This is a genomic window from Pseudomonas sp. rhizo25, assembly GCF_031931935.1.
Taxonomy (GTDB): domain Bacteria; phylum Pseudomonadota; class Gammaproteobacteria; order Pseudomonadales; family Pseudomonadaceae; genus Aquipseudomonas; species Aquipseudomonas synxantha.
Window position 1 is genome coordinate 40,662 of the sequence record NZ_JAUJXA010000021.1, and the last position, 24,632, is coordinate 65,293.

23 protein-coding genes are annotated in these 24,632 nt (G+C 60.1%); 8 read left to right on the forward strand and 15 right to left on the reverse strand.

The window, feature by feature from the left end; genetic code table 11:
- The first annotated feature begins 26 nt into the window (after window positions 1-26).
- Complete coding sequence (locus QZR30_RS25810) at window positions 27-1,835, forward strand: monovalent cation:proton antiporter-2 (CPA2) family protein (protein WP_046072201.1); 1,809 nt, start codon at window positions 27-29, stop codon at window positions 1,833-1,835.
- A 72-nt stretch (window positions 1,836-1,907) separates the two neighbouring features.
- The gene (locus QZR30_RS25815; protein ID WP_068966981.1) at window positions 1,908-2,462 is read left to right on the forward strand and encodes a hypothetical protein; all 555 of its coding nucleotides are present in this window, start codon (window positions 1,908-1,910) and stop codon (window positions 2,460-2,462) included.
- 255 nt (window positions 2,463-2,717) lie between these two features.
- On the opposite strand, the gene QZR30_RS25820 is transcribed toward QZR30_RS25815, so the two are convergent.
- The 8 genes from QZR30_RS25820 to QZR30_RS25855 form a co-directional block, all read right to left on the reverse strand.
- Complete coding sequence (locus tag QZR30_RS25820) at window positions 2,718-3,437, reverse strand: alpha/beta hydrolase (RefSeq protein WP_046072199.1); 720 nt, start codon at window positions 3,435-3,437, stop codon at window positions 2,718-2,720.
- Between the two features lie 12 nt (window positions 3,438-3,449).
- Window positions 3,450-4,205 (reverse strand): precorrin-6A synthase (deacetylating), encoded by a 756-nt coding sequence (cobF, locus tag QZR30_RS25825; RefSeq protein ID WP_046072198.1) that lies wholly within the window; start codon window positions 4,203-4,205, stop codon window positions 3,450-3,452.
- Between the two features lie 59 nt (window positions 4,206-4,264).
- Window positions 4,265-5,215: a hypothetical protein gene (locus tag QZR30_RS25830; protein ID WP_311904536.1), complete on the reverse strand. Its 951-nt coding sequence runs from the start codon at window positions 5,213-5,215 to the stop codon at window positions 4,265-4,267.
- A complete protein-coding gene (locus tag QZR30_RS25835) occupies window positions 5,212-6,699 on the reverse strand; it encodes a hypothetical protein (protein WP_145916463.1) in 1,488 nt (495 codons plus the stop codon). Before QZR30_RS25835 ends, QZR30_RS25830 begins: the two co-directional genes overlap by 4 nt.
- A gap of 135 nt (window positions 6,700-6,834) precedes the next feature.
- Window positions 6,835-7,383, reverse strand: a complete 549-nt coding sequence (locus QZR30_RS25840; RefSeq protein WP_046072195.1) for a histidine phosphatase family protein — start codon at window positions 7,381-7,383, stop codon at window positions 6,835-6,837.
- Between the two features lie 171 nt (window positions 7,384-7,554).
- On the reverse strand, window positions 7,555-8,874 hold the full coding sequence (locus QZR30_RS25845) for an MFS transporter (protein WP_046072194.1): 1,320 nt from the start codon (window positions 8,872-8,874) through the stop codon (window positions 7,555-7,557).
- Window positions 8,875-8,907: 33 nt separating this feature from the next.
- Window positions 8,908-10,437: a class I adenylate-forming enzyme family protein gene (locus QZR30_RS25850; protein WP_311904537.1), complete on the reverse strand. Its 1,530-nt coding sequence runs from the start codon at window positions 10,435-10,437 to the stop codon at window positions 8,908-8,910.
- Between the two features lie 3 nt (window positions 10,438-10,440).
- Complete coding sequence (locus tag QZR30_RS25855; RefSeq protein ID WP_043051716.1) at window positions 10,441-11,619, reverse strand: acetyl-CoA acetyltransferase; 1,179 nt, start codon at window positions 11,617-11,619, stop codon at window positions 10,441-10,443.
- Between the two features lie 129 nt (window positions 11,620-11,748).
- On the opposite strand from QZR30_RS25855, the gene QZR30_RS25860 reads away from it, so the two are divergent.
- Window positions 11,749-12,321 carry a LuxR C-terminal-related transcriptional regulator gene (locus tag QZR30_RS25860; RefSeq protein ID WP_046072192.1) on the forward strand — a complete coding sequence of 191 codons (573 nt, stop codon included), beginning with the start codon at window positions 11,749-11,751 and terminating at the stop codon, window positions 12,319-12,321.
- 615 nt (window positions 12,322-12,936) lie between these two features.
- Here QZR30_RS25860 and QZR30_RS25865 read toward each other — a convergent pair.
- On the reverse strand, window positions 12,937-14,004 hold the full coding sequence (locus QZR30_RS25865; RefSeq protein WP_046072191.1) for an NAD(P)-dependent alcohol dehydrogenase: 1,068 nt from the start codon (window positions 14,002-14,004) through the stop codon (window positions 12,937-12,939).
- A 142-nt stretch (window positions 14,005-14,146) separates the two neighbouring features.
- On the opposite strand from QZR30_RS25865, the gene QZR30_RS25870 reads away from it, so the two are divergent.
- The 3 genes from QZR30_RS25870 to QZR30_RS25880 all read left to right on the forward strand — a co-directional run bounded on the left by QZR30_RS25870 (window position 14,147) and on the right by QZR30_RS25880 (window position 17,347).
- Window positions 14,147-15,043, forward strand: a complete 897-nt coding sequence (locus QZR30_RS25870; protein WP_311904540.1) for a VOC family protein — start codon at window positions 14,147-14,149, stop codon at window positions 15,041-15,043.
- The gene (locus QZR30_RS25875) at window positions 15,040-16,431 is read left to right on the forward strand and encodes an alginate export family protein (protein WP_274358350.1); all 1,392 of its coding nucleotides are present in this window, start codon (window positions 15,040-15,042) and stop codon (window positions 16,429-16,431) included. The genes QZR30_RS25870 and QZR30_RS25875 overlap by 4 nt, the downstream gene beginning before the upstream one ends.
- A 97-nt stretch (window positions 16,432-16,528) precedes the next feature.
- Window positions 16,529-17,347: an alpha/beta fold hydrolase gene (locus QZR30_RS25880; RefSeq protein WP_274358349.1), complete on the forward strand. Its 819-nt coding sequence runs from the start codon at window positions 16,529-16,531 to the stop codon at window positions 17,345-17,347.
- A gap of 54 nt (window positions 17,348-17,401) precedes the next feature.
- Here QZR30_RS25880 and QZR30_RS25885 read toward each other — a convergent pair whose 3' ends face one another.
- Both QZR30_RS25885 and QZR30_RS25890 read right to left on the reverse strand, forming a co-directional pair.
- Window positions 17,402-17,788, reverse strand: a complete 387-nt coding sequence (locus QZR30_RS25885; protein WP_046072187.1) for a DoxX family protein — start codon at window positions 17,786-17,788, stop codon at window positions 17,402-17,404.
- Between the two features lie 80 nt (window positions 17,789-17,868).
- Window positions 17,869-18,744, reverse strand: a complete 876-nt coding sequence (locus tag QZR30_RS25890; protein WP_056846787.1) for a LysR family transcriptional regulator — start codon at window positions 18,742-18,744, stop codon at window positions 17,869-17,871.
- A 212-nt stretch (window positions 18,745-18,956) separates the two neighbouring features.
- Between QZR30_RS25890 and QZR30_RS25895 the strand changes: the two genes are divergently transcribed.
- Window positions 18,957-19,955 carry an NAD(P)H-quinone oxidoreductase gene (locus tag QZR30_RS25895; RefSeq protein WP_274358348.1) on the forward strand — a complete coding sequence of 333 codons (999 nt, stop codon included), beginning with the start codon at window positions 18,957-18,959 and terminating at the stop codon, window positions 19,953-19,955.
- A 223-nt stretch (window positions 19,956-20,178) separates the two neighbouring features.
- On the opposite strand, the gene QZR30_RS25900 is transcribed toward QZR30_RS25895, so the two are convergent.
- From QZR30_RS25900 to QZR30_RS25910, 3 genes are all read right to left on the reverse strand, one after another.
- Window positions 20,179-21,309 carry an alkene reductase gene (locus QZR30_RS25900; RefSeq protein ID WP_046072184.1) on the reverse strand — a complete coding sequence of 377 codons (1,131 nt, stop codon included), beginning with the start codon at window positions 21,307-21,309 and terminating at the stop codon, window positions 20,179-20,181.
- A gap of 78 nt (window positions 21,310-21,387) precedes the next feature.
- Window positions 21,388-22,065: a type 1 glutamine amidotransferase domain-containing protein gene (locus QZR30_RS25905; protein WP_046072183.1), complete on the reverse strand. Its 678-nt coding sequence runs from the start codon at window positions 22,063-22,065 to the stop codon at window positions 21,388-21,390.
- Window positions 22,062-22,691, reverse strand: coding sequence for a TetR/AcrR family transcriptional regulator (locus tag QZR30_RS25910; protein WP_046072182.1), 630 nt, complete (start codon window positions 22,689-22,691; stop codon window positions 22,062-22,064). Before QZR30_RS25910 ends, QZR30_RS25905 begins: the two co-directional genes overlap by 4 nt.
- A 173-nt stretch (window positions 22,692-22,864) precedes the next feature.
- Between QZR30_RS25910 and QZR30_RS25915 the strand changes: the two genes are divergently transcribed.
- Window positions 22,865-23,803: a GlxA family transcriptional regulator gene (locus QZR30_RS25915; protein WP_311904544.1), complete on the forward strand. Its 939-nt coding sequence runs from the start codon at window positions 22,865-22,867 to the stop codon at window positions 23,801-23,803.
- Between the two features lie 178 nt (window positions 23,804-23,981).
- Here QZR30_RS25915 and QZR30_RS25920 read toward each other — a convergent pair whose 3' ends face one another.
- A complete protein-coding gene (locus QZR30_RS25920) occupies window positions 23,982-24,620 on the reverse strand; it encodes a GNAT family N-acetyltransferase (RefSeq protein WP_046072180.1) in 639 nt (212 codons plus the stop codon).
- Window positions 24,621-24,632 lie beyond the last annotated feature (12 nt).

Below are 24,632 nucleotides of genomic sequence, written 5' to 3' on the forward strand. Positions count from 1 at the left end.
GATCCAAGTAAACAATGGAGTTCGCAATGCCCCATGAAGGCAACCTGTTACAAGCGGCCGTGGTGTTCCTGTTCGCCGCCGTATTGACCGTGCCGCTGGCCAAGCGCCTGCAATTGGGCGCGGTGCTCGGCTATCTGTTCGCCGGTGTGATCATCGGGCCCTCGGTGCTGGGGCTGATCGGCAACCCACAAAGCGTGGCGCAGTTTTCGGAACTGGGCGTGGTGTTACTGCTGTTCATCATCGGCCTGGAGCTGTCGCCCAAGCGCCTGTGGGTAATGCGCAAGGCGGTGTTCGGCGTCGGCCTGGCCCAGGTGCTGCTCACCGGGATGGTCATGGGCGCAGTGGCGTTGTGGCTGTTTGGCCAGTCACTGAACAGCGCCATCGTGCTGGGCCTCGGCCTTGCGCTGTCGTCCACCGCCTTTGGCCTGCAAAGCCTGGCCGAGCGCAAGGAACTCAACCAACCCCACGGGCGTTTGGCCTTTGCCATTTTGCTGTTCCAGGACATTGCCGCCATCCCGCTGATCGCCCTGGTGCCGTTGCTGGCCGGCAGCGATCACCCGACTACCGAGGCCCAGGGCCTGCAACATGTGTTGCAAGTGCTGGGCAGCATTGCCGTGGTGATCATCGGCGGACGCTACCTGCTGCGCCCGGTGTTTCGCATCGTCGCCAAGACCGGCCTGCGCGAAGTCTCCACCGCCACCGCGCTGCTGGTGGTGATCGGTACCGCGTGGCTGATGGAGTTGGTCGGCGTATCCATGGCCCTGGGTGCCTTCCTCGCCGGCCTGCTGCTGGCCGACTCGGAATACCGCCACGAACTGGAATCCCAGATTGAGCCATTCAAGGGCCTGCTGCTGGGACTGTTTTTTATCAGCGTGGGCATGGGTGCCAACCTCAGCCTGCTGTTCAGCACGCCGCTGGTAGTGATCGGCCTGACCTTGCTGTTGATCGGTCTGAAACTGCCCCTGTTGTATGCCGTGGGGCGAATGGTGGGCGACCTCAACCGCGAAAGCGCCTTGCGCCTCGGTGTGGTGCTGGCGGCGGGCGGTGAGTTTGCCTTCGTGGTGTTCAAGATCGGCCGCGACCAGGGCTTGTTCGAACCGCACCTCTACGACGTGCTGGTGCTGACCATCACCTTGTCCATGGCCGTGACCCCGCTGTTGCTGCTGGTGTGCCCGAAGCTGTTCAAGCCCAAGGTCAAGCCGGTGGAAGTGCCGGAGGAATACCGCGCCATCGAGAGCGACGCCCCCCGCGTGGTCATCGCCGGCATGGGCCGGATGGGCCAGATCGTGGCGCGGATCCTGCGTGCGCAGAACATTTCGTTCATCGCCCTCGACACCTCGGTGGAAACCATCGAGCTGACCCGCAGCTTTGGTGGCATGCCGGTGTTCTACGGCGACCCCCAGCGCCCGGAAATCCTGCATGCGGCCAAGGTCGACCAGGCGGAATTTTTTGTCATCGCCATGGACGACCCGGAGATCAACATCAAGACTGCCGAACTGGTGCGCAACCTCTATCCGCATATGAAGATCATCGCCCGCGCCCGTAACCGCCAGCACGTACACCGGCTGGTAGACCTGGACGCCTCACCGGTGCGCGAAACCTTCTATTCAAGCCTGGAAATGAGCCGCCGCACCCTGGTCGGCCTGGGCTTGACCCAGGCTCAGGCTGACGCACGCATCAACCGCTTCAAGAATCACGACCAGCAAGTGCTCGCCGCCCAACACGCGGTGTACGACGACGCGGCCAAAGTCATGCAAACCGCCCAGGAGGCCCGGGCGGAGCTGGCGCGACTGTTCGAGATGGACAGGCTTGAGGAAGAGTCTGGCAAGGTCTGAGGCTGGAGATGAACGAAGTTACGAATTTTCTGACAGAATAGATCGCAATTTCGTTCATCCCTGGAGTGCTTCATGGCCACTTTCACCAAGTCCGCACTACTGCTGAGCCTGGCGCTGAGCGCCGGCAGCGTATTCGCGGCCCCCAAGCCAGACACGCAGACGATCTCCACCCTGGGTGGCAAGTTCACTTTCGACCTGCCCAAGGCCTACAGTGCCGATGCCCTGCCCTCTGGCAAGGCCGATGACGGCACCGCCGATACCCGAGGCACCCTGTACGCCAACCCGACCACGAAAAGCGTGGTGATCGTCGCCGAAACCGTGCGCAAAGACGGCGCGGCCATCAAGGATAACGATCCACAGTTCCTCGATGGCGCGGTGGCCGATTTCGTCAAGGACCAGAGCGCCGCCCTGCCTGACTTCAAGAAACAGGGCGAGAAGAAACTCACCTACAAGGGCCTCGGTCTGCGCCAGGTGGACAGCACTGCTACCCAGGGCGGCGGCAAGACCTTGAACTCCACTATCCTCGGCGGTTCCGGCAACCAATTGTTGGTGATCCAGGCGATTTCCCGGGCTGATGATGTGAAGGGGCATGCGCAGTTGGTGAAGCAGATTACTGGCGGTAAGTAACCCAATTTTCCCAGACAACACAAATCAAATGTGGGAGGCAGCTTGCTCCCGATGAGGGAGTGTCAGTTGATACATCTATAACTGACGCACCGCCATCGGGGGCAAGCCCCCCTCTTATCAAACTTCAAGTAAGCTACTGATTTTAAATAGTTAAAATTCAGTCTTAACGCCGGATATTTTGGAGGCGGCCCAGGTTGCTGCGCGACAGCGTCACATCGAAGATGTGGTGGGGATTCCCACATTTTTAACCGCATTTCACTTCAAGTTTTTCTCTAGCCAGGCTTTCAGATCCTGCACTTCCGCCTCGCTGATCGTGTGATTCATCCCCGGATAACCATGAAACTCCGGCTTCAAGCCCAGCCCCGCCAGCACCTCATAGGCCCGAGTGGCTGACGTATATGGCAGCGCCTGGTCCAACGTGCCGTGGCCGATAAAGATCGCCAGTTTGCCCATGGATTCATCCGGTTTGAGCGCAGACTTGAGCATGGGCAGCACACTGCCGCTGAGCGCCGCCATACCGCGTACCAACTCCGGATCACGCAACGCCACTTCGTAAGACATGATCGCGCCCTGGCTGAACCCCACCAGAAACACCCGGTCGCTTTGTGTGTGGTATTTAGCCGTGGCCTTCGTAACAAATTCCCTGATCAGCCTGGCGCTGCTCTGCAAGTCTGCGGGCACGCCGTCGTACTCACCGTCACCGGGCGTCTTGGTAAACCAGCGATAACCCTGCGGCTCCACCGGCATCGGCGCGCGTACCGACAGGTAGGTCCAGGTGGACGGCAACGCGTCCTTGATGCCAAACAAATCTTCCTCGTTACTGCCAAAGCCGTGCAGGAAAATCACCAGCGGCTGGTTGCGCGCATCGCCCTGGGTCTGTTCCAGGTACGCCAGCGGCAAGTCGGTGTGCAAGGTGGAGTCGGCGTGGGCGGCACTTGCGACCAGGGTCAGCGCCAGGGCAAACAGTTTGAGCATGGGGAAGCGTCCTCAGGGTTTGCGCAACAGATAAGTGTCCATGATCCAGCCATTGGCCAGGCGCGCAGCCTTGCGTACCCGTTCGATCTCTTGCGCTACTTCACCGACTTTGCCGCTGATCAGGATCTCGTCCGGCGTGCCCAGGTAGGCGCCCCAGTAGATCTCCAGGTCCTGGTCGGCGACGCTGCGGTAGGAGTCTTCGGCGTCGAGCATCACCACCAGGGTATCGGCATCACTCGCCTGCCCCGCTGCCAGGCGACGCCCGGTGGTGATCTCGATGGACTTGCCGATGCGATTCAGCGGCACCTTATGCTGGGCTGCCAGGGCCTGCACGCTGGTGATGCCCGGGATCACTTCGAATTCGAACACGCAACGGCCACTGGCAAGGATCGCCTGCAGAATGCGGATGGTGCTGTCGTAGAGTGCAGGATCGCCCCAGGCCAGGAATGCGCCCACTTCACCGTCGGCCATTTCCTCGTTGATCATGCGTTCGAAAGTCTGCTGCTTATCGCGGTTCAGGTCCTGCACGGCAGTGGTGTAGTCGATCTCACCGCGCACGCGCTCAGGGCAGTCGGCCTCGACAAAACGGTAGCCGGGCTCGGTGATGTAGGTCTCGCAGATTTCACGGCGCAGGTCGATCAGCTTGTCCTTGCTCTGGCCCTTATCCATCAGGAAGAACACGTCGGTACGGTTCAGCGCCTTCACGGCCTGCATCGTGATGTAGTCAGGGTTGCCGGCGCCAATGCCGATGATCAGGATGCGTTTCATGGGGTGCTCTCAGTGCCGGGCGTGAAAATGCTGCCATGTTACTGGGTTGCCCTGCTGGGTCAAATCACCTTGAACTGCCGGGCGATGTCAAGTTTGAGTTTACCTGCGATCACGTTTTTATAACTGTCGTCCGCTTCATTAAAGCCCAGGGGGTGTTTGTCAGAGAAATTCAATTTTGTCAGTATCTTGGTCAACATCCTGTATCTGCCCCCTAGCCTGGAGAGTTTCGCAACATATAGCGCATCGGGTACGCAGACCTGATAACGAGGGACTAAGCGAAAGGTCGCGATTGAATTGTCCACCTTCTGGCAGGTGCCATGGGTTGCCATCACCTCAATTTCATAGGACGTACTGTCGGCCTGAAGTCTTAATTTATTCAAGTCCAACTTCCCGCCCTTATGTGTAAGCCTGAAAGATATGTTCTCCGGATCCACCAAGGGGTGCAGGTGAGGCGTCAAGTCAAACCGGGTAGTGCCTTTCATTTGCGGCCCGTTACACTTTTCGCAGCAGGGGATAAAATTCCCCATGGTTAATGCCAGCAAAGGAAATTCGGCGTGCGGGTAATAGTGATCAATATTTGGCCTGTACGCTTTCAACCCATCAGGACTGACATAAGTATCAATGGGTGATATATGACAGTAAGGACAAATTCTCGATCGATTGGATATAAGCAACGCGTAGGCATCCCATCTTTTTAACAAGACAACCTTCTCTTTGGCTGAAAACTCCTTGTAGCACAGATATTTTTTGAAAAACCCATTTACATAGTCAATATCAGCCCTACGAGTAAAAGTCTGGTTGAAGGCAACAATCACACCCGGCAGCGGCACGGGGTCACACCCACATATGGCGCCCCGGTGTTTATCCAAAAACTCGACAAGACGATGCTGAATCATGCCCGGCCCGACGAATTCCCTTAAGACATCAGTCAGCCGTTGCAGCTTCCATTGCATGAATAACCTGTGCCTGACCGCGATATCCTCCCACACCCGCGCAATATTAATAATCATAAATATCGCCTCTCCGGAGCACGATATAGCGCGTCCTTGATGCCAATATCGCCAATGCTCTCAAGCAATAGTTTATCCAATGCCGAAGAAACGCCCTGTTCAAGACGCTCATTGAGTGCATTTATCTTTTCCGCCGCAAACTCACCAATGGCAGCAGTTCCAAAAGAGTTCAGGATAATGTCTTCCAATGGAGCCGCGAACGTATTCTGAGGCGTGACCTTCTGATCCAGGTTAGTGACCATACACGCTGGAAAATCACCTGTTATCACCGGGGAGTGCGTGGCAACCACTACCTGCACGATCTCCATGTGGAACTCGGATTTCACCCCTGCCAGGAATTTATTCAGCAAATAAATATAACGGCGCTGCCATTCCAGATGAAGATAGGCATCGCCCTCATCGATAAGCACCATGACGTGGTTTAATTTTTTCGCGGCCATGGTTACAAAACCTTGGCGAAGCAAAAAAAACTGGTCAACCAAGGCTCTTACACCCGAGCTTTGATCTGTCCAACGCACTTCGACTGCAGCGGTCGACATTTTTATTTTTTTGATTTCTGCTGCCGAACTTATAGCAAATGAATAGGATCGGGGGTGTTTGCGAATATCACCCTTCGCTCCATCCTTTATAGACTTAAGCGTGGCGCCCTGAGTCGTCATCAGTAAATCGAATACTTCCTCATCCCGTTCGTAACGAACATCGCTGGCGAGCTCGAAAAAATTAAAGAAAAATCGCCCAATACGATCATGATCAGGAATTTTCTTTGCGACTGACGTTAAGGCAGCGAGCATGACTATTTTTTCGCTTCTGGCGCGGGGAAGCTTCGACAGAACAAAACGCTCCAACCTAAGCACACAGGTATCGAGCGAACGCTCAATCTGGATATTCGAGCGCTCATTTTCATAGTAATCCGAGCTGAAAAACTGGCGCTTTTTTAGAATTTTCGCGTATTCAGATAAAAAGGTAATCACCGGCTTGTGCGCTGTTTGAAAACCGGCAAGCTTGCTCATGACGACAAGCGCGGGAGCCAACACGGTCTTGAACAGCTCAAACTCATAACATACTTCTGCCCTCAAGCTTGTGTTCAGTTCCAGATCGCTGGCCACTTGGTAGAACTGCTCGACTCGCGCAGAGTCTTCTACCTTTCCAAACCGAGGCGAAGCATCGAAGAATCGGTTACGAAACGGTAGCCTGCGGCGGTAGGGAACAGGAGAAAAGTAAATCACACCAATACGTTCAAGCTCTTCGTCAGACAGTTTCTCCGACGATGTTTCCCGATCATCATAAACGGCTCTTCGAGGGGTAGAGACAGGCGATGAAATATACGCTGCCATGTCACACAACAAGGCGGTTTTTCCAGAGCCGTTATTACCCAGAATCAACCGAATCGTATCCACATCGAAAAAGCCATTCCATTTCAGGCTCTCTTCATTTTCGAATTCAAATTTATTCGTACCTGTCTTGACCGCAATCAACTTGTTCATCTGCATAGAATCCCTTACGCAACCCGTCAATCATTAGGCCAATCCAAAAAGTCGTGTGTCGTGGACCGGGCACTGGCACCGACAAGTAATGCCATTTTGCCACATGCCTGTACCGAGCGGTAAGGCATGCGTGTTTCACGCCATTAACCGCAACCGCCAACACCCATTGAACCGTAACTCCACCGACGATAATGGCTCAACATCTATCCGGTAGAACATCGAAACCGGAAACTGCAACAAGTACAGCATCGCAGCGCGGATGATGAACGGGTGGGTCACGGCGACTACGTGGCCGGGATGGGTTTCGAGGGATTTGAGCCATTGGCCCACCCGGGCGCAAACCTGTTCCACCGACTCGCCGCCGTGGGGTGCGCTGGTGCTGTCGGTGGTCCAGGCCGTCAACTCTTGGCTATCGAGTTGGCTGATGTCCTGGCCTTTCCATAAGCCGAAATCAGCATCGCGCAGCGCCATTTCAACCTCGGCATTATCGCCGAACAAGCTGGCTGTCTGGCGTGCTCTGGCCTCGGGGGCGCACAGCAGGCGGGGTTGTTTTTTATAGCGTCCTGCCAGGGATAACGCCGCACTCTGCCAGTCCATGGCCACGGATTCGTCGTCGGGAAAACGCCCCTGTTTTTGCAGGGGGGTGACGGCGTGGCAGATCAGGGTCAGACGGGTAGCCAGCATCGCAACTCACTCGGTTTTCGGTAGGTTACAGCATGCCCACTATTAACCATTAAGCAGACGTATGCAGCTCAAAATGTGCGAGGGGGCTTGCTCCCGATGAGGACGTGTCAGTAAGTGCATCCGTGACTGACTCACCGCCATCGGGAGCAAGCCCCCTCCCACATTTTGGCATCAGGCCAATGCCGCATCCGCCGGCACTGCAACCGGCAGACCGCTGGCGACGAAGTCCTCCTTGCGCAACACCACCAGCGCCACCAACGACACCACCCCGGTTGCCACGTAGAAATACCACGGCGAGGTAATATCCCCCGTTACCTTGATCAACCAGGTGGAAATCAACGGCGCACTGCCGCCAAATACCGCCACCGGTACGTTATACGCCACCGCAATTCCGGTGGAGCGAATCCGCGTCGGCAGCAGCTCGCTCATCAACGCATAGGTCGACGATGCATACAGCCCGAACAAAATCGCCACCGCCATCAGCGGCGCAAAGAACGACGCAGGCGTGGCGGTGGGGGCCGACTTGAACAGCCAGAACATCGCCAGGGTCGCCAACGTACCGATCACCATCAGAAACGGCTTGCGCCCGTACTTATCGGTGAATGCCCCGCCAAACGGCATCACGAAGGCCGCCGAAAAGCTGGCGACGAACACGTAGAGCAAGGTCGTACCGCTGTCGAACTTGAGGATCTTGGCCATGTAGGTCGAGGCGAAGGTCAGCACCAGGTAAAAGATCGAGCTGTGCAGGGTGATGATAAAGAACACCAGGGCAATCGCACGCTTGTACTGCCACACGTCCCGCAGTGGCGCTCGCGAGGTTTGCCCGGCGCGTTGCAGGGCTAAAAACTCGGGGCTGTCTTCGAGCTTGAGGCGGATGTACATGGAAATAAAGCCCAGGGGGGCGGCGATCAGGAACGGGATGCGCCAAGCCCATTCCTGCATGACGTCTGCGCCCAGCACCCAGGTCATGCCGTTGGCCACGGCGCCGCCCAGCAACAGGCCAAGCACGGCGGTGACCATCAACCAGCAGGTGGCGAAGCCGCGGCGGCCAGGTCCGGCGTATTCGGAGATAAAGCTGGTGACGGTGCCGATCTCACCCCCGGCCGAGAAGCCTTGTACGCAGCGCACGAGGATCAGCAGGATCGGCGCGGCAATGCCCAGGCTGGCGTAGGTCGGCAACAGGCCGAGCATCACCGTGGAGCCGGTCATCATCACCAGCGCCATGATCAGGGTTTTGCGCCGGCCGATCTTGTCCGCCAGCGGGCCGAAGAACAGCCCGCCCAAGGGGCGGATAAAAAAGCTCAGGGCAAACGCAGCGAAGCTGGCCAACAGGCTGGTGGTGGGGTCATCGGAGACGAAGAACGCCTGACCGATATAGACGGCGAGAAAACCGTAGACGCCGTAGTCGTACCACTCGATCAAGTGGCCGGAGGTAGCACCCAGAAACGCACGGCGGCGCTTGCGGACAGTGTCTTGTGCGGGATTGCCCATCGAGGGGACTCCTTGTCTGATTGTCGATCCATGTCAAAGCGCGGCGATACTCGCTGCTTTCAACCACTGCCGCAAGTCGGTCTTGAGAATCTTGCCGTAGCTGTTCTTCGGCAGCTCGCTACGCCACACGTACTTTTTCGGTTTTTTGAACGAGGCCATGCGCGCCAGGAACCAGGCGGTGAGTTCGCTTTCGTCGAGGGGCTGGCCGCTACGGGTGACTATGAAGGCCACTACCGACTCGCCCCATTGCGCGTCCTGTTCTCCCACTACGCACACTTCAAATACGTCGGGATGCTGGGCCAGCACTTCCTCAACTTCACGGGGGTATACATTGCTGCCGCCGCTGATGATCACGTCCTTGGAACGATCCGTCAGGGTCAGGTAGCCGGCCGCGTCGAGGTAGCCGATATCGCCGGTCAGCAGCCAGCCGTCCACCAGTGTCTGGCGCGTGGCCTGCGGGTTGCGCCAGTAGCCTTGCATGACCGTGGCGCCACGTACGGCGATTTCGCCGCGTTCACCCGTGGGCAGTGGCTGGTGCTCGGTATCGAGGATGCGGATTTCCACACAGGCTTGCGCATGGCCCACCGAGGCGGCGAGGCTGTCCCAGTCAGGGCGCTGGCGTTCGGCGATCACTGCACGGGGCAATACGCTGATGGTCATCGGGCTCTCGCCCTGGCCATAGATCTGCACCAGGCGCGAGCCGAAGGTGTCGACGGCTTCACGCAGGTCCGCCAGGTACATCGGCCCACCGCCATAGACGATGGTCTTGATGCCGGCGCCGTGATAATCCTGGCGTCGGGCCTGCTCGACCATGCGCTTGACCATGGTCGGCGCGGTAAACAGCGACACCTGGCCCACCTGCTCTGCCAACCCGAACAGCTCGGCGGCGTCGAAGCCGTGGGAGGCCGGCACCACATGCCGTGCGCCGCAGCGCACATGGATAAAGTTGTACAGCCCTGCACCGTGGGACATCGGTGCGGCATACACCGCCGCATCGTCAGCGTTGACCGCATCGACATCCGTGGCGTAGCACAGCGACATCGCGACCAGGTTGCCATGGGACAGCATCACCCCTTTAGAGCGCCCGGTGGTGCCGGACGTATAGAACAGCCAGGCGAGATCCTGATCCTGGCGCGGCACCGGGTGCTCCAGGGTCGGCCAGCCACGGTCTGGCGGCCGCAGGTGGCCGTCCAGTTCTTTGCAGCGCGGGGCCAAATCCCGCGATGAAAACACCCCGCCGCCATCGGTAAAGATCAACCGCGCCTCGGCGTTGTCCGCGATCCACGCCGCTTCGCTGGGGTGCAGCTTGGCGTTGATCGGCACCGCCACGGCGCCCATCCACCAGATGGCGTAGAGCAATTCCAGGTAGTCACAGCTGTTTTTCATCAGCAGCGCCACCGCATCTCCCGGCACCAGGCCGTGCTGGTCCACCAAGTGCGCAGCGCGTTGACGCACATGGGCGGCGAAGGTGGCGTAGTCGGCCACCTGCACGGGGCCGTCGAACAGCGCCGGGCGTTGGGGGGTACGACGCTGGGTATCGTGCAGCCAGTTGGCAATGTTCATGGCTCAGCTCCGGCGTGCCTGCAGGACCGAGGCATAGTTGGCCACCGCCATGCCGCCCATGTTGAACACTAGGCCAAATTCCGGGTTGGGCGCCGCCAGGCCAATCGGCTCGCCGGTCAATTGCCGGAACGCCAAGGCATGCATGGAGACCCCCGTGGCACCGACGGGATGCCCCTTGGCCTTGAGCCCACCGGAAAGATTCACCGGCAAGCGCCCGCCGGCGCGCACCACGCCGCTGTCGAGCACGCGATGCCCCTCGCCCTTGGGCGCCAGGCCCATGGCTTCGTAGATCAGCAACTCGGCGATGGTGAAGCAGTCATGAACCTCGGCGAAGCTCAGGTCGGCCAAGGTCACATTCGCCCCGCGCAGGGCTGAATGGATCGCCCGCTGCGGGCCCTCAAACGCCAGGATATCGCGCTGGGCGATGGGCAAGGTGTCGTTGACCTGGGTCATCGCCCGGATCTGCACATCGCGGCGAAACGCCCGCGCACGCTTGGGCGACGCCAGGATGATCGCGGCGGCGCCGTCGCTGATCAGCGAGCAGTCGGTCAGGCGCAGGGAATCGGCCACGAACGGGTTGCTCTGGGACACGTTGTTGCAGTGCTCGAAATTCATTTCCCGATGCATCTGTGCCAGCGGGTTGGCCATGGCGTTGGAGTGATTCTTGGTGGCGATGGCCGCCATCGAGCCCAGCGGGCAGTGGTAGCGCTCGGCGTATTGCTGCGCAGCGCGGCCAAACAGCTGCGGGAAACTCAGGCCGGCTTCGGCCGGGTCATTCTGGTAGCCGGCACCGGCGAGGGCCTGGGTGACGGCGGCGGTGCTGGTGTGGGTCATCTTTTCGGCGCCCACCACCAGCACCAGTTCGGCGCTGCCGGAGAGAATCGCATTGACCCCCGCCTGGATCGCCGCCGAGCCGGACGCGCAGGCGTTTTCGCAGCGGGTGGCGGGTTTGAAGCGCAGCCCGGGGTCGGCCTGCAACAGCAACGAGGCAGCAAACCCATCGGGCACCAGCCCCGAATTGAAATGGCCGAGGAACAGCGCGTCGATTTGCGACGCGTCAATCGCGGCGTCGCTCAGGGCTTCACGGGTGACCTGGACGATCAAGTCTTCCAGCGTGGTGCCTTCCAGGCGACCGAAACGGGAGTGACCAGCGGCAACAATGGAGACGCAATCAGCAGGCATAATCAATTTCTTCTGTTCTTGATCCGGACTTTACCTACAATGACCCACCCCCGGTCGCGCGCCAATTCGTGTAACTACTTACATAGGTAAGTAGCGCGCCAGGGTATTGAACAACGAGGCAGGACGCCCATGAACGCGCTAGCACAACAATTCCAAGACCTCGAACGCCTGGCGTTCAAGCTGTCTCCTGCCCCGCAGATCGTCACGAGCAATCGTGTGATACTCGACTGCAACGACGCCTTCCTGAAACTGTTCGGCTATACACGCGACGCGCTGGTCAATCAGTTGACACTGCTGATCTACCCGTCCCAGGCCGACTACCACGCCATCGGCAAGCGCAGCCATGACTGGCTGCTCGACAGCGACAACGGCTTTTACTCCGATGAGCGCTTCATGCAGCATCATAACGGCGAAGTCTTCTGGGCCAAGTCCCACGGCTACACCCTCACCCCCAAAGACCCGTTCAAACTGATGATCTGGCACTTCGAACGCCTGGACCGCCTGCACCAGGGCACCGGCGACCTCACACCGCGGGAGCGCGAGATCGCCATGCACATCGTCAATGGCTTCAAGTCCAAGGAAATCGCCCTGCGCCTGGCGATCTCCCATCGAACGGTGGAGGTGCATCGGGCGCGGTTGATGAAGAAGCTGCAGGCCAAGACCGTGGTGGAGTTGGTGTCGAAGATCATTATGGTGGCGTGATACCCAACTGCGAGCTGTTTAGCCTACTCGGTCAAAATGTGGGAGGGGGCTTGCTCCCGATGACGCTGGGACAGCCTCAGATATGTTCATCTGACACTCCCTCATCGGCTCATGAATATCTACACAACTCACGCAGCCACCATCAGTAACCATGATGCGAAGCGAGCCGCTCTTGATCTTGATCTGCTTTTGATCTCAGGCGCCCCGTCAAACCACGCTGGCCGGAATTCGACAGGGATTTGGGGGGTAAACCGGCAGGTATGCCGGTTTAGCCGCCCCGCGCCATGGATGGCGCGTGGCGGCCGCCCCCCAAATCCAAGTCGGATTACGGGCACACCGAGCCTGGGCGAGGTGCCGAGTGGTGGGGCGAGGACCTTATGCTTACTTTTGGCTGGGCCGGCATTCCGGTCCTTCCAAAAGTGAGCCGCTGTAAGAGCGGAACCGATGGCGGCCGTTACCTACATAATGGATATGTACAGGGTCCAACATCCTCGTCGGCTGTGAGGCCGCTATCGGGAGCAAGCCCCCTCCCACAGGTCCAGCGGCGTAACCAAAGTTGTGTAAATACCCATGGTCATTGGGGCACCGCCCCTCCTACACTGGATCCGCGGCGTTTCAGGCTGCGTGGTTTTCTCGCTTCAAGCTGTCCATATCGATTACAAAACGATATTTCACATCGCCCTTGAGCATGCGCTCATAGGCTTCGTTGATGCCCTGGATATCGATCATTTCCACATCCGAGACAATCCCGTGCTTGGCACAGAAATCCAGCATCTCCTGGGTTTCCTGGATGCCACCGATCAGCGAGCCGGCCAGGCTGCGGCGCTTGAAGATCAGGTTGAACACCGTAGGCGACGGGTGCGGGCTGTCGGGGGCGCCGACCAGGGTCATGGTGCCGTCGCGCTTGAGCAGGTTGAGGAAGGCATCCAGGTCATGGGGTGCAGCGACGGTGTTGAGGATGAAATCCAGGCTATTGGCGACCTTGGCCATTTCATCCGCGTTTTTGGACACCACCACCTGGTCGGCACCCAGGCGCAGGCCGTCTTCGCGTTTGTTCGGGGAGGTGGTGAACAGCGTCACGTGGGCGCCCATGGCGTGGGCAATCTTGACCGCCATGTGGCCCAGCCCGCCAAGGCCGACCACACCGACTTTCTGGCCGGGGCCGACCTTCCAGTGGTGCAGCGGCGAGTAAGTGGTGATGCCCGCGCATAACAACGGCGCCACGGCTGCCAGGTTCGAGGCGTCGTGGGAGATGCGCAGTACGAACTGCTCCTTGACCACGATATTGTCCGAGTAGCCGCCGAAAGTGTTTTCACCGCCGAACACCGGGCCGTTATAGGTACCGGTAAAGCCGTTCTCGCAGTACTGCTCCTCGCCCTCCGCGCAGGATGCGCACTGCTGACAGCTGTCGACCATGCAGCCGACACCGGCCAGGTCGCCGACCTTGAATTTTTTCACATTGGCGCCCACCGCCGTCACCCGGCCAACAATTTCATGCCCGGGCACCGAAGGGTAAAGGGTGTTGTGCCATTCGTTGCGCACGGTGTGCAGGTCGGAGTGGCATACCCCGCAATAGAGAATGTCGATCTGTACATCGTCAGCCCCCGGCGCACGGCGCTCGAAGGTGTAGGGCTTGAGGGTGTCCTTGGCGTTCTGGGCGGCGTAGCTGTAAGTCTTGGCCATTTCGTTCACCTGTGTGATCTGACGTTGAGAAGCAGTTGACCCGCTTAGACGCTGAACCGTTCAACCAAGCACGCCCATACAATCGGCGTCACTGCCTGAGCCCCTAAGCTTTTGACTTTCTTGACAGCGCTGGAGACTAGGCATGAGTAGGCAAGTGAGGGCGGTATCCCTGGCAGTGACGTTGCTGGCTGGGGCCATGATGGGCAGCGCCTGGGCGGCTACGCCGATGGTCGCCGTAGCGCCGCAATATGACACCAGCCATGTGTATGTGGCACCGGCGGATGTGGAGCGTTTTGCCCAGAGCTTCCTGGCCACGTTCGGCGGCAAGAGTACGCCCCAGGTAGTGGTCAATGTACTGCCAGTGCCAAGCAGCACCACCTCGCAATTGCTGCAGACCCCGGCCGGTACGGTGTCGCTGTTCGGTTTCACCACGCCCATCCCCCATCCGTTTGGTCAGGAACGCAATGGCTACCTGGTCAAGGACATGGACGTAGCGCTCAAGGCCGCCCGGGAAAACGGTGCCGCGGTGATCGTCAGCGACTTTCCCGACCCCATCGGTCGCGATGCCGTGGTGCAGTGGCCAGGCGGCGTGAACATGCAACTCTACTGGCACACCAAGACTCCGGATTACGCCGCCTTCCAGACGGTGCCGGAAAACCGCGTGTACCTCAGCGCAGACCGTGCCGACCGCTTTATCAAGGCCTTCGTCGGTTTCTCCCATGGCAAAGTCATTGCCGATGACAAGCAGGCGCCCGGGGTCGACGTCGGCCAGGCCAGCGGTATGTACCGACGCGTCGACATCGAGTCGCCATTTGGGCGCATGGCGGTGTTGGTCACCAACGGCCAACTGCCCTACCCCTTTGGCCATGAAACCACCGGTTACCAGGTGGCCGACCTGACCGCCACGCTGGCCAAGGCCACCGGCTCAGGGGCCAAAGTGCTGGTGCCGAGCTTCGACAGCAAACGCCGTCGCAGCGCGTTGGTGGAATTCCCCGGCGGCTACGTCGCGGAAATCCACCAGCTCACCGCGGCAAAATGATTCGCCGTACAGGCTGGGGCCTGGCCGTGCTGTGGCCGCTGCTTGCCGGCAGCGCCCACGCCGACGCGCAACCGACCCGTCCGGCGATCAAGGCCAATCGTTGGCAGGAGGACTGGTCCGTGCTCAAGGATCCGGCACTGCGCACGCAACCATTGGACAACCTCAAGTACATCCCGCTGTCCGCCGCCAACCCGTTCACCTATCTGTCTTTGGGTGCGACGTTGCGCGAACGCTTCGAGATGAACGACGCCAGCGGGTTCGGCGTGCGCGATTTGCAGCGTGACCGCTACCTGATCCAGCGTTTCCAGGTGCATGCCGACTTGCACCTGGACGAGCATTGGCGGCTGTTCACCCAGCTGGAGGATGTGCGGGCTTATGACAAGACCACGATCGGCGGTGCCGACCAGAACCGTGTCGACCTGCGCCTGGCCTTTGCCGAGTACGTAAAGACCTTCAGCGCCGGCACGTTCAAGGCACGGGCTGGCCGCCAGGATTTTGCCTTCGACTTGCAGCGCTTCATCTCGTCACGGGACGGCCCGAATGTGCGGCAGTCCTTCGATGCTTTGTGGGCCGATTGGGAAACGCCACAATGGCGTTTTATCGGGATTGCCAGCCAACCGGTGCAGTACCAGGATGGCCGGCATTTCGATGACAAATCCAACCGTGATGCGCGCTTTCACATGCTGCGGGTCGAGCGTCTGGTGGGCGGCAGCAATGAGCTGTCAGCCTATTACGGCGTCTACGAACGCAGGGCCGCGCACTATCAGGACGCCGACGGCGACGAGACCCGCCAGCTGCTCGACGCACGCCTGGGTGGCGCGGCCCAAGGGTTCGACTGGGATATCGAAGCCATGCTGCAAAGGGGCTCGGTGGGCAGCAAGACCATCCGCGCCTGGGCGGGCGGCAGCCGCACTGGCTACACCTTCGACACACTGGCATGGAAACCACGTATCGGCCTGCAACTGGATGTCGCCTCCGGTGACCGCAAGAGCGGTGACGGTCGCGTCGGCACCTTCAACCCGCTGTTCCCCAATGGCTACTATTTTTCCCTGGCCGGTTATACGGGCTACAGCAACCTGATCCACGTCAAGCCGTCGATCACCGTCAAGCCCATCGCCAAGCTCAGCGTGCAAACCGCCATCGGCCTGCTCTGGCGGCAGACCACCGCGGACGCGGTCTACACCCAGCCGAACCTGGCCGTCGCCGGCACCGCTGGCCAGGGTGAACGCTGGACTGGCGCCTACGGTCAACTGCGCACCGACTACGCTTTTACGTCCAACCTCAGTGGCGCAGTCGAAGCTGTGCACTATGCCGTCGGCCAAACCCTGCGCGATGCCGGCGGACACGACAGCAGCTACCTGGGCATGGAGCTCAAGTTCAGTTGGTAAGCCCATGCAAGCACACCCGTACAAGCCTGTGGTTGGGTTTACGGCAATAGTAACGCGGATTTTTCACTGCTCTTATCACTCAAGCAAGGAGATTCAGATGAGCACATTCGTTGCCAAAGACGGTACCCAGATCTACTTCAAGGACTGGGGCAGCGGCAAGCCCGTGCTGTTCAGCCACGGCTGGCCGCTGGATGCCGACATGTGGGAATACCAGATGGAATACCTGAGCAGCCGCGGCTTTCGCACCATCGCGTTCGACCGCCGTGGTTTCGGCCGCTCGGACCAGCCCTGGACCGGTAATGACTATGACACCTTCGCCGATGATATCGCCCAGTTGATCGAACACCTGGACCTGCAGGACGTGACCATGGTGGGCTTTTCCATGGGTGGCGGTGATGTGGCGCGCTATATCGCCCGCCATGGCAGTGCCCGTGTCGCCGGCCTGGTGCTGTTGGGGGCGGTGACGCCGATCTTTGGTCAGAAGCCTGATTACCCCCAGGGCGTCCCCGCTGACGTATTCGATGGCATCAAGGCGGGCCTGTTGAAAGATCGCGCGCAATTCATCAGCGATTTCAACACCCCGTTCTTCGGCCTCAACAAAGGCCAGGAAGTCTCGGAGGGCGTGCTCACCCAAACCCTGCAGATCGCCCTGCAAGCCTCGCTGAAATCCACCGTGGACTGCGTCACCGCATTCTCACAAACCGATTTCCGTCCCGACATGGCCAAGATCAACGTGCCGACCCTGGTGATCCACGGCGATGGCGACCAGATCGTACCGTTCGAGACCACCGGCAAGGTCGCGGCCGAGATGATCAAAGACGCGCAATTGAAAGTCTACAAGGATGCACCCCACGGGTTTGCTGCAACCCACACCCAGCGGCTCAATGAAGACCTGCTGGCGTTCCTGAACCGCTGAACCGCTTGAAACATCCTCTCCTTGTTTGGCCGGGCTCGCCCGGCCTTTTTTTGCTCAGGCGAAACGCTGAGCCACTACCAGCCGGCCCGGTCCGGCAATGAGGATGCTGGTAAAGATGATCAACAGCAGCCAGCCGAACTGTCCCTCGAACAGCGTCCACTCCGGGTGCACCACCAGCAAGGCAATCACCAGCACCGCCAGGATCGGCAGGCAGGCCAGGCGCACCAGCACACCCGCGATGATCAGCAGCGGGCACAGCACCTCGGCGAAAATCGCCAGCAACAAGGTGACCTGGGCCCCAAGATGAAACGGGTCTTCGATCAGCTTCAACTGTTCGCTGAAGTTGAGCAACTTGGGCAACCCATGTACCCACAACAGGAACAACGCCCCGCTGGCCCGCAGGAACAACAGCCCGATATTCTGATTTCTTGCTTCGTTCATAGACCACCTGTGTCCGTCGACAATGACTGACCGCAGTGTCCCCACAGTCGCACCCATGCGCTTGCAGGCTTGTGCTGACCTCAGGCCATCGCGGCCGCGAATCCCGCGACGATTTCATCGATCACCACTCGCACCCGCGCGGTATGGCGCAGGTCGGCGTGGGTGACCAGCCACACGTCATAGGGCAACGGCCGCGTGCGTTGCGGCCACAGGCGTACCAGGCCGTCGCGCTCGCCGGTGAGAATCGGCAGCTCACCGATGCCGATCCCGGCGGCGATGGAGCGGCGTACCAACAGGCTGGAACTCAAGGCGGCGACGATGCGCCCGCGACCCAAAGGTTCGCACGCCAGGGTCAGGTCCTTCTGGCTTTGCAGGTGCGGCTGGTAAACCACCAGGTCATGCCCATCGAACAAGCTGCCCGGCTCCGGCGCGCCGTGGCGGTCGATATAAGCCTTGGACGCAAACAACCCCACCGGCCAACGCCCGATAAGACGGGCAAGCAGGTCGGGGCTGTCCGGGCGCGCGTTGCGTACGGCGATATCAGTCTCGCGCTTGGCCAGGCTGAGGAATTGAGTGGAGGCGTCCAACTGCACGCGCACATCGGGATGCTGGTCGTGCAGCCGGGCAATGGCCGGGATCAGGAAATCAATGGCAAGGGAGTCGGTGGTGCTGACGCGCACAGTTCCGGTGAGGCGATCATCCATGCCCTGGATCTGGCGCTCGAGGTCCAGGGCTGAGCGCTCCATTTTCTCCACCGAACGCAAAGCCGCCTCCCCCACAGCCGTCAGTGCAAAGCCGTCGCTGGTGCGCAGGAACAAGGTGGCACCCAAGGATTTCTCCAAAGCATTGATCCGTCGCCCTACCGTGGCCTGATCCACCCCCAGCACCCGGGCGGCACCGCGCGATGTCGTCGCACGGCACACCGCCAGGAACACCCGCGCATCATCCCAATTCATAGCGACCCCCAACGATGCGTAGTTGCAGCATTGTGCTGCTTATTCGCTGCATTATTGCATCACCAGAGCACGCTATGCTAAGCAGCGAAGAAAGACCACCCGTGTGCGCCCCCTAGGGTTGCATTGCCACCGTAACCCGGCATGATCTGGCTGAACTGCCGACTATGCGCCACGGTCCCAACTCATACGCTCACCGCTACAGGAACTCATCCATGACGCTCCCCCAAGAAATGACCCTGATCGAAATCACCGCCCCTGGCGGCCCCGACGTCCTGCAACCACGTCGAGCAGACGTGCCGGTGGCCGGGCCAGGCGAGATTCTGATTCGCGTGCACGCCGCCGGGGTCAACCGCCCCGATGCCTTGCAACGCGCCGGCAAATACCCGATGAAACCGGGCATGAATCCGATTCCAGGGCTGGAAGTGGCCGGTGAGGTGGTGGCACTGGGTACGGGTGTGACCGAATACCGCCTGGGCGACAAAGTCTGCGCCCTGACCAATGGTGGCGGCTATGCCCAGTTTTGCGCGGTGCCGGCCAGCCAGGCGCTGCCAGTCCCTGCAGGCATGGACTGGATCCAGGCCGCTGCCGTGCCGGAAACCTTTTTCACGGTCTGGGCCAACCTGTTTGGCCTGGGCGGTGCGCACAAAGGCCAGCGCGCCTTGATCCACGGCGGCACCAGCGGCATCGGCACCACCGCGCTGATGCTCTGCCATGAATTCGGCATCCAGGCATTCGCTACCGCCGGCAGCGCTGAAAAATGCGCAGCGATTGCCAAGCTGGGCGCCGAGCCGATCAACTACCGCGAACAGGCGTTTGCCGAGGTCATCGCCCAACAGACCGACGGCAAAGGCGTGAACGTGATCCTCGACATCATGGGTGCCTCATACCTGAACGACAACCTCAAGTCCCTGGGCATGGACGGCCACCTGGTGATGCTCGGCTTCCTCGGCGGCGGCAAGGCCCATGACGTCGACCTGCTGACCATCATGGCCAAACGCGCAGTGATTACCGGCTCGCTGCTGCGTGCCCGCACCCGCGACGAAAAGGCCGCGATTGCCGAGCAACTGCGCGAATACGTATGGCCGGTATTGAGCGCTGGACGCTGCCTGCCGATCATCGACAAGGTCTACGAATACACTGACGCCGCCCAAGCCCATGCACGGATGGAGGGTGGGGATCATATTGGCAAGATTGTGTTGCGGGTCGAGTGAGGTGCTTTCTCAATCCCTGGCGACCGGCTTAAGCGTACATCGCCCTCTGTAGGAGCGAGCTTGCTTGCGAAAAACGTCAACGATCACGCGTGCTTGCTGAATGAATGCGGCGCCTGTGAGTTTTTCGCGAGCAAGCTCGCTCCTACAAAAAAGGGCTTGCCCGCGAAGATGTTGGCTGACCCACCGTCATCGGGGGCAAGCCCCCTCCCACTTAGTGCGTGTGTCACTCTGGTTCGGCATACACCGGATAATCCACATACCCCGCCTGCGTCCCGCCATACAAACCCTCTGCCTTCAACGCATTCAACGGCCAGCCATTGAAGATCCGCTGGGGCAAGTCTGGGTTGGCAATGAACGGCCGCCCGAACGCGATCAGGTCCGCCAGCCCGGCCTCGACCAATCGAGCACCGCGCTCGGCGGTGTAGCGGCCGGCGTAGATGATCCTGCCGCTGAAGGTACTGCGCACCGCCTGGCGAAAGGTTTCGGGCAGGTCGGGGGCGTTTTCCCAATCGGCTTCGGCGATGGACACATAGGCGATGCCTGACGCTTCCAGCACCTTGATCGCTTCGATATAGGTGTGGTGCGGGTCTTCCTCTACCAGGCCGATGTAGACACGGTCCTGGTCGGTGCCGCTGAACAACGGTGAAAAGCGCACGCCCAGGCGCTCAGGCCCGACCACCTTGCACACGGCCTCAACAATCTCGCGCAACAAACGCAGGCGATTGTCCAGCGAACCGCCGTATTCATCTTCACGAATGTTGGAATGGGCCGAGATGAACTGGTTGACCAGGTAGCCGTTGGCCGCGTGGATTTCCACGCCATCGAACCCGGCATCCAGGGCATTGCGTGCGGCCTGGGCGTAGTGCCCAACCAACTCTTCGATCTCCAGCGTCGTGAGCGCCCGGGGCACAGGCGGTTGCACCAGCTCTCCGACACCCGGGCCGGTTTCGATAAAGGCCTTGGCTTGCAACGCCGACAACGCAGAGGGCGCTACCGGGGCCGCACCATCGGGCTGCAAGGCGTTATGGGACACCCGCCCTACATGCCACAACTGCGCAAAGATCACCCCGCCCTCGGCGTGCACCGCCGTCGTGACCTTGCGCCAGCCATCGATCTGCGCCGGGCTGTAGATGCCCGGCGTCCAGGCGTAACCCTGGCCACGGGGCTCGATCTGCGTGCCCTCGCTGACCATGAAGCCGGCACTGGCGCGCTGGCGGTAATACTCGGCCATCAGGTCGGTGGCGATATCCCCCGGTTGGGCGCTGCGCTGGCGTGTCAGGGGCGGCAGCACGATGCGATTGTTCAAGCGGTGATGCCCCAGTTTTATCGGGGTGTTCAAGATGCAGTCAGGCATGGGGTAGTCCAAATTCAGGGCGAACGAAAACAGTGGCGACTCCGGGGAGTCGCCAAATGCGCATAGCGGTTAATTGAGTTAAGCGATGAGGGTCAGCAGGGCCTTGGCCACCTCGCTGGAGCTACCAGGGTTCTGCCCGGTCACCAGCAAGCCATCGACGATCACGAAGGATTGCCAGTCGGTACCCTTCTCATACTTGCCGCCCAACTTCTTGAATTCATCTTCAATCAGGAACGGCACCACATCGGTCAATTCCACCGCCGCTTCTTCCGAGTTGGAGAACCCGGTCACACGGCGGCCCTTGATCAACGGCTCACCATTGACCGCCTTGACGTGACGCAAGGCACCTGGGGCATGGCAGACAAAGCCGATGGGCTTGCCGGCCCGTTCGAACGACTCGATCAGTGCGATGGACACCGGCGACTCCGCCAAATCCCACAACGGGCCGTGGCCACCTGGGTAGAACACCGTATCGAAGTCGTTGGCGTTGACGGTGTTCAACTTGACGGTGTTGGCCAGGGCCTGTTGCGCCGCAGGGTCAGCGGCGAAGCGACGGGTTTGCTCGGTCTGGAAGTCCGGCAGGTCGCTGACCGGGTCCAGAGGCGGCTGGCCGCCGGCTGGAGAAGCCAGCACCACCTCGGCGCCAGCGTCCTTGAAGGCATAGTAGGGTGCGGCAAATTCTTCGAGCCAGAAGCCGGTCTTGCGCCCGGTATCGCCAAGCTGGTCGTGAGAGGTCAGTACCATTAATACGTTCATTTTCCAGTGCCTCGATCAAAGTGGATAACAAGGTTTTCAGAGCCACCCAACAACTGTCGGGTCAGCAACAGCGCCTCGGCGAACGGCGCAGTGGTACGGGTAATCTTGGCCATGACGCTGGTCCCCAACCACAGCGCATACAGGCGTTGGGCAAGGCTTTCGGGGGCTTGCTCGAAGGTGAGCGAGCCGTCTTCCACGCCGCGTTGCAGGGCTACGGCGAGCAATTCAATGGTGCGTGCAGTACCGCGTAGCAGGGCCAACCGCATCGGCTCTGACAGGTCCGAGACCTCGGCGCCCAGTTTGACGGCCAGGCATTTGCCGGTGTCGGTGCAGCCCGTGTGATTGTCGATCCAGCATTGCCAATAGCGCATCAGCTTGGCGTGGTGGGATAACCCCGGCTGATCGAACAGAGCCTGCATGCCTTGGACGTAATGGTCGAAATAGGTATCGAGCAACACCACACCGAACGCATCCTTGGAATCGAAGTAGTGATAAAACGAGCCCTTGGGCACTTCGGCAGCCTGCAGGATTTCGTTCAAGCCCACTGCGGAAAATCCCTTGGCACCGACAATCGATTGCCCACGTTCAAGGATCGCCTGCCGTGCACTTTTACTTGGGTGGTTCATGCTTGACCTCATCCGATTAGACCAGTCGTCTAGTTCGTTGAGGCCATGTTAGGCAGCGAGGCAACGGCTCACAATGTCATATCCGCAAGGATTCCGGACATGAGCCAAAGTCGGTTGCCGTTTTCCTGGCGCACGCCGACAATCGCCTCTCCCCCGCCCCTTGGAGAGATGCAATGCACAGCGTTGCGCTGATGGTTTACCCGAATTTCCAATCCTTGAGCCTCAGCCTGGGCTCGGTGTTCGAGTGCGCCAACCTGCTGCGCGGTGAGCCGGCCTACGAGTTTCACCTGGTGTCGGAAAGCGGCGGCGCGGTGATGACCTCCCAGGGCTTTTCGGTGAACACCACAGCGATCCGGCCAGAGGGCTACGACACCCTGATCGTCAGCGGTTACCTGGAGTTTCGCCTGCCGGAGGCCAACCTGCTGGAGCTGGTCAAGGCGGCGTCGGCTCAATCGCGGCGCGTGGCCTCGTTGTGCATGGGCATTTTTGTGCTGGCCGAGGCTGGTTTGCTGGCAGGCAAGCGCACTACCACCCACTGGATCCACGCGCCGGCGTTCCGCAAGCGCTACCCGGATATCCGCCTGGAAGAAGACAAGCTGTTCGTGGTGGACGGCCAGGTGTGGACCGGCGCCGGCATGAGCGCCGGGGTCGACCTGGCGTTGGCCATGGTCGAGAACGACCTGGGCAGCGACCTCGCCCGGCGCATCGCACGCAAGCTGGTGATCGCCCAGCGCCGCGGCAGCGAGCAATCGCAACTGTCGGCCTTGCTGGAACTGGACCCCAAGTCCGATCGCGTGCAACTGGCCCTGGCCTATGCCCGTGAAAACCTCACCCACGATTTATCGGTAGAAGCCCTGGCCGACGTCGCCCGGCTCAGCCCGCGCCAGTTCAGCCGGGTGTTTCGCGAAGAAACCGGGCAGACCCCGGCCAAGGCCGTCGAAGCCCTGCGGGTGGAAGCGGCGCGGGCGATGATGGAAACCAGCCGTCACCCCGTGGAAGTGGTGGCCCGCGAAACCGGCTTTGGTGATCGCGAGCGCATGCGCCAGGCGTTTCTCAGGGCCTTCGGGCAACCGCCCCAGGCGATGCAGCAGGTGTTGTTCAATCCAGGCTAGGCCCGTAGCCGAGTTGTTGGCGTTCGAACTGTGGGAGGGGGCTTGCTCCCGATGGCGGTGAGCCAGTCGCCTGATACTGGGCCTGACCCACCGGCATCGGGGGCAAACCCCCTCCCACATTTTGATCTCGGGGCATCAGTTACGGTGTGCAGCCTTTAACCTCAGCAAAACCCGCCCGTCAATGCAGCAAAACCCGAGTAATCAGGTAGCTCACCAACTGCGGCTCATCCTCCAGTTCAATCATCTGTACCGGGCGCGGCAGGTTATCCAGCACGGTGCGCCAGAACGCCTGGGACACTTCGTCCTGATCATAGAATCGCACCAGCCAATTGGCCTCTGCGCTGCACAGCACCTGGCTGGCAATGGCGCGGCCGATGCCTTTGCGGCGGTAGCGCTTGAGGATAAACAGGTCGGCCAGTTCCAAGGCGTCGATGCCCGGCAGTTCGCTGCCTTCGATCAACAGGAAACCGGCGATATAGCCATCGACCAGCAACAGGTTGGCGCTCCACTGTGGGTCGTGCCAGTAGCGGGCCAGGTGCTCGTCATGGATATAGAAACGGCCATCGGCCTCGACATCTTCCTGTTCCCAGTCCGAAGACTCGTAGGCGTAGTACTGGTAGAGATTGCGGATCAGCTCGGCGTCTTCGGGGCCGGTCTGGATCAATTCGACGGTGGTTTCAGGCATGGGGCTCTCGGTGAAAAAACGCAGGGCGCCATTGTTCACAAAAGTGCCGGTCACGCCAATGGATTGTCGAATCCTTTCTATTGGCTGAACCGATTGCAGATAGCGCTTGCCCGGGCAAATTTCCTGAAACATTTAGAATAAACT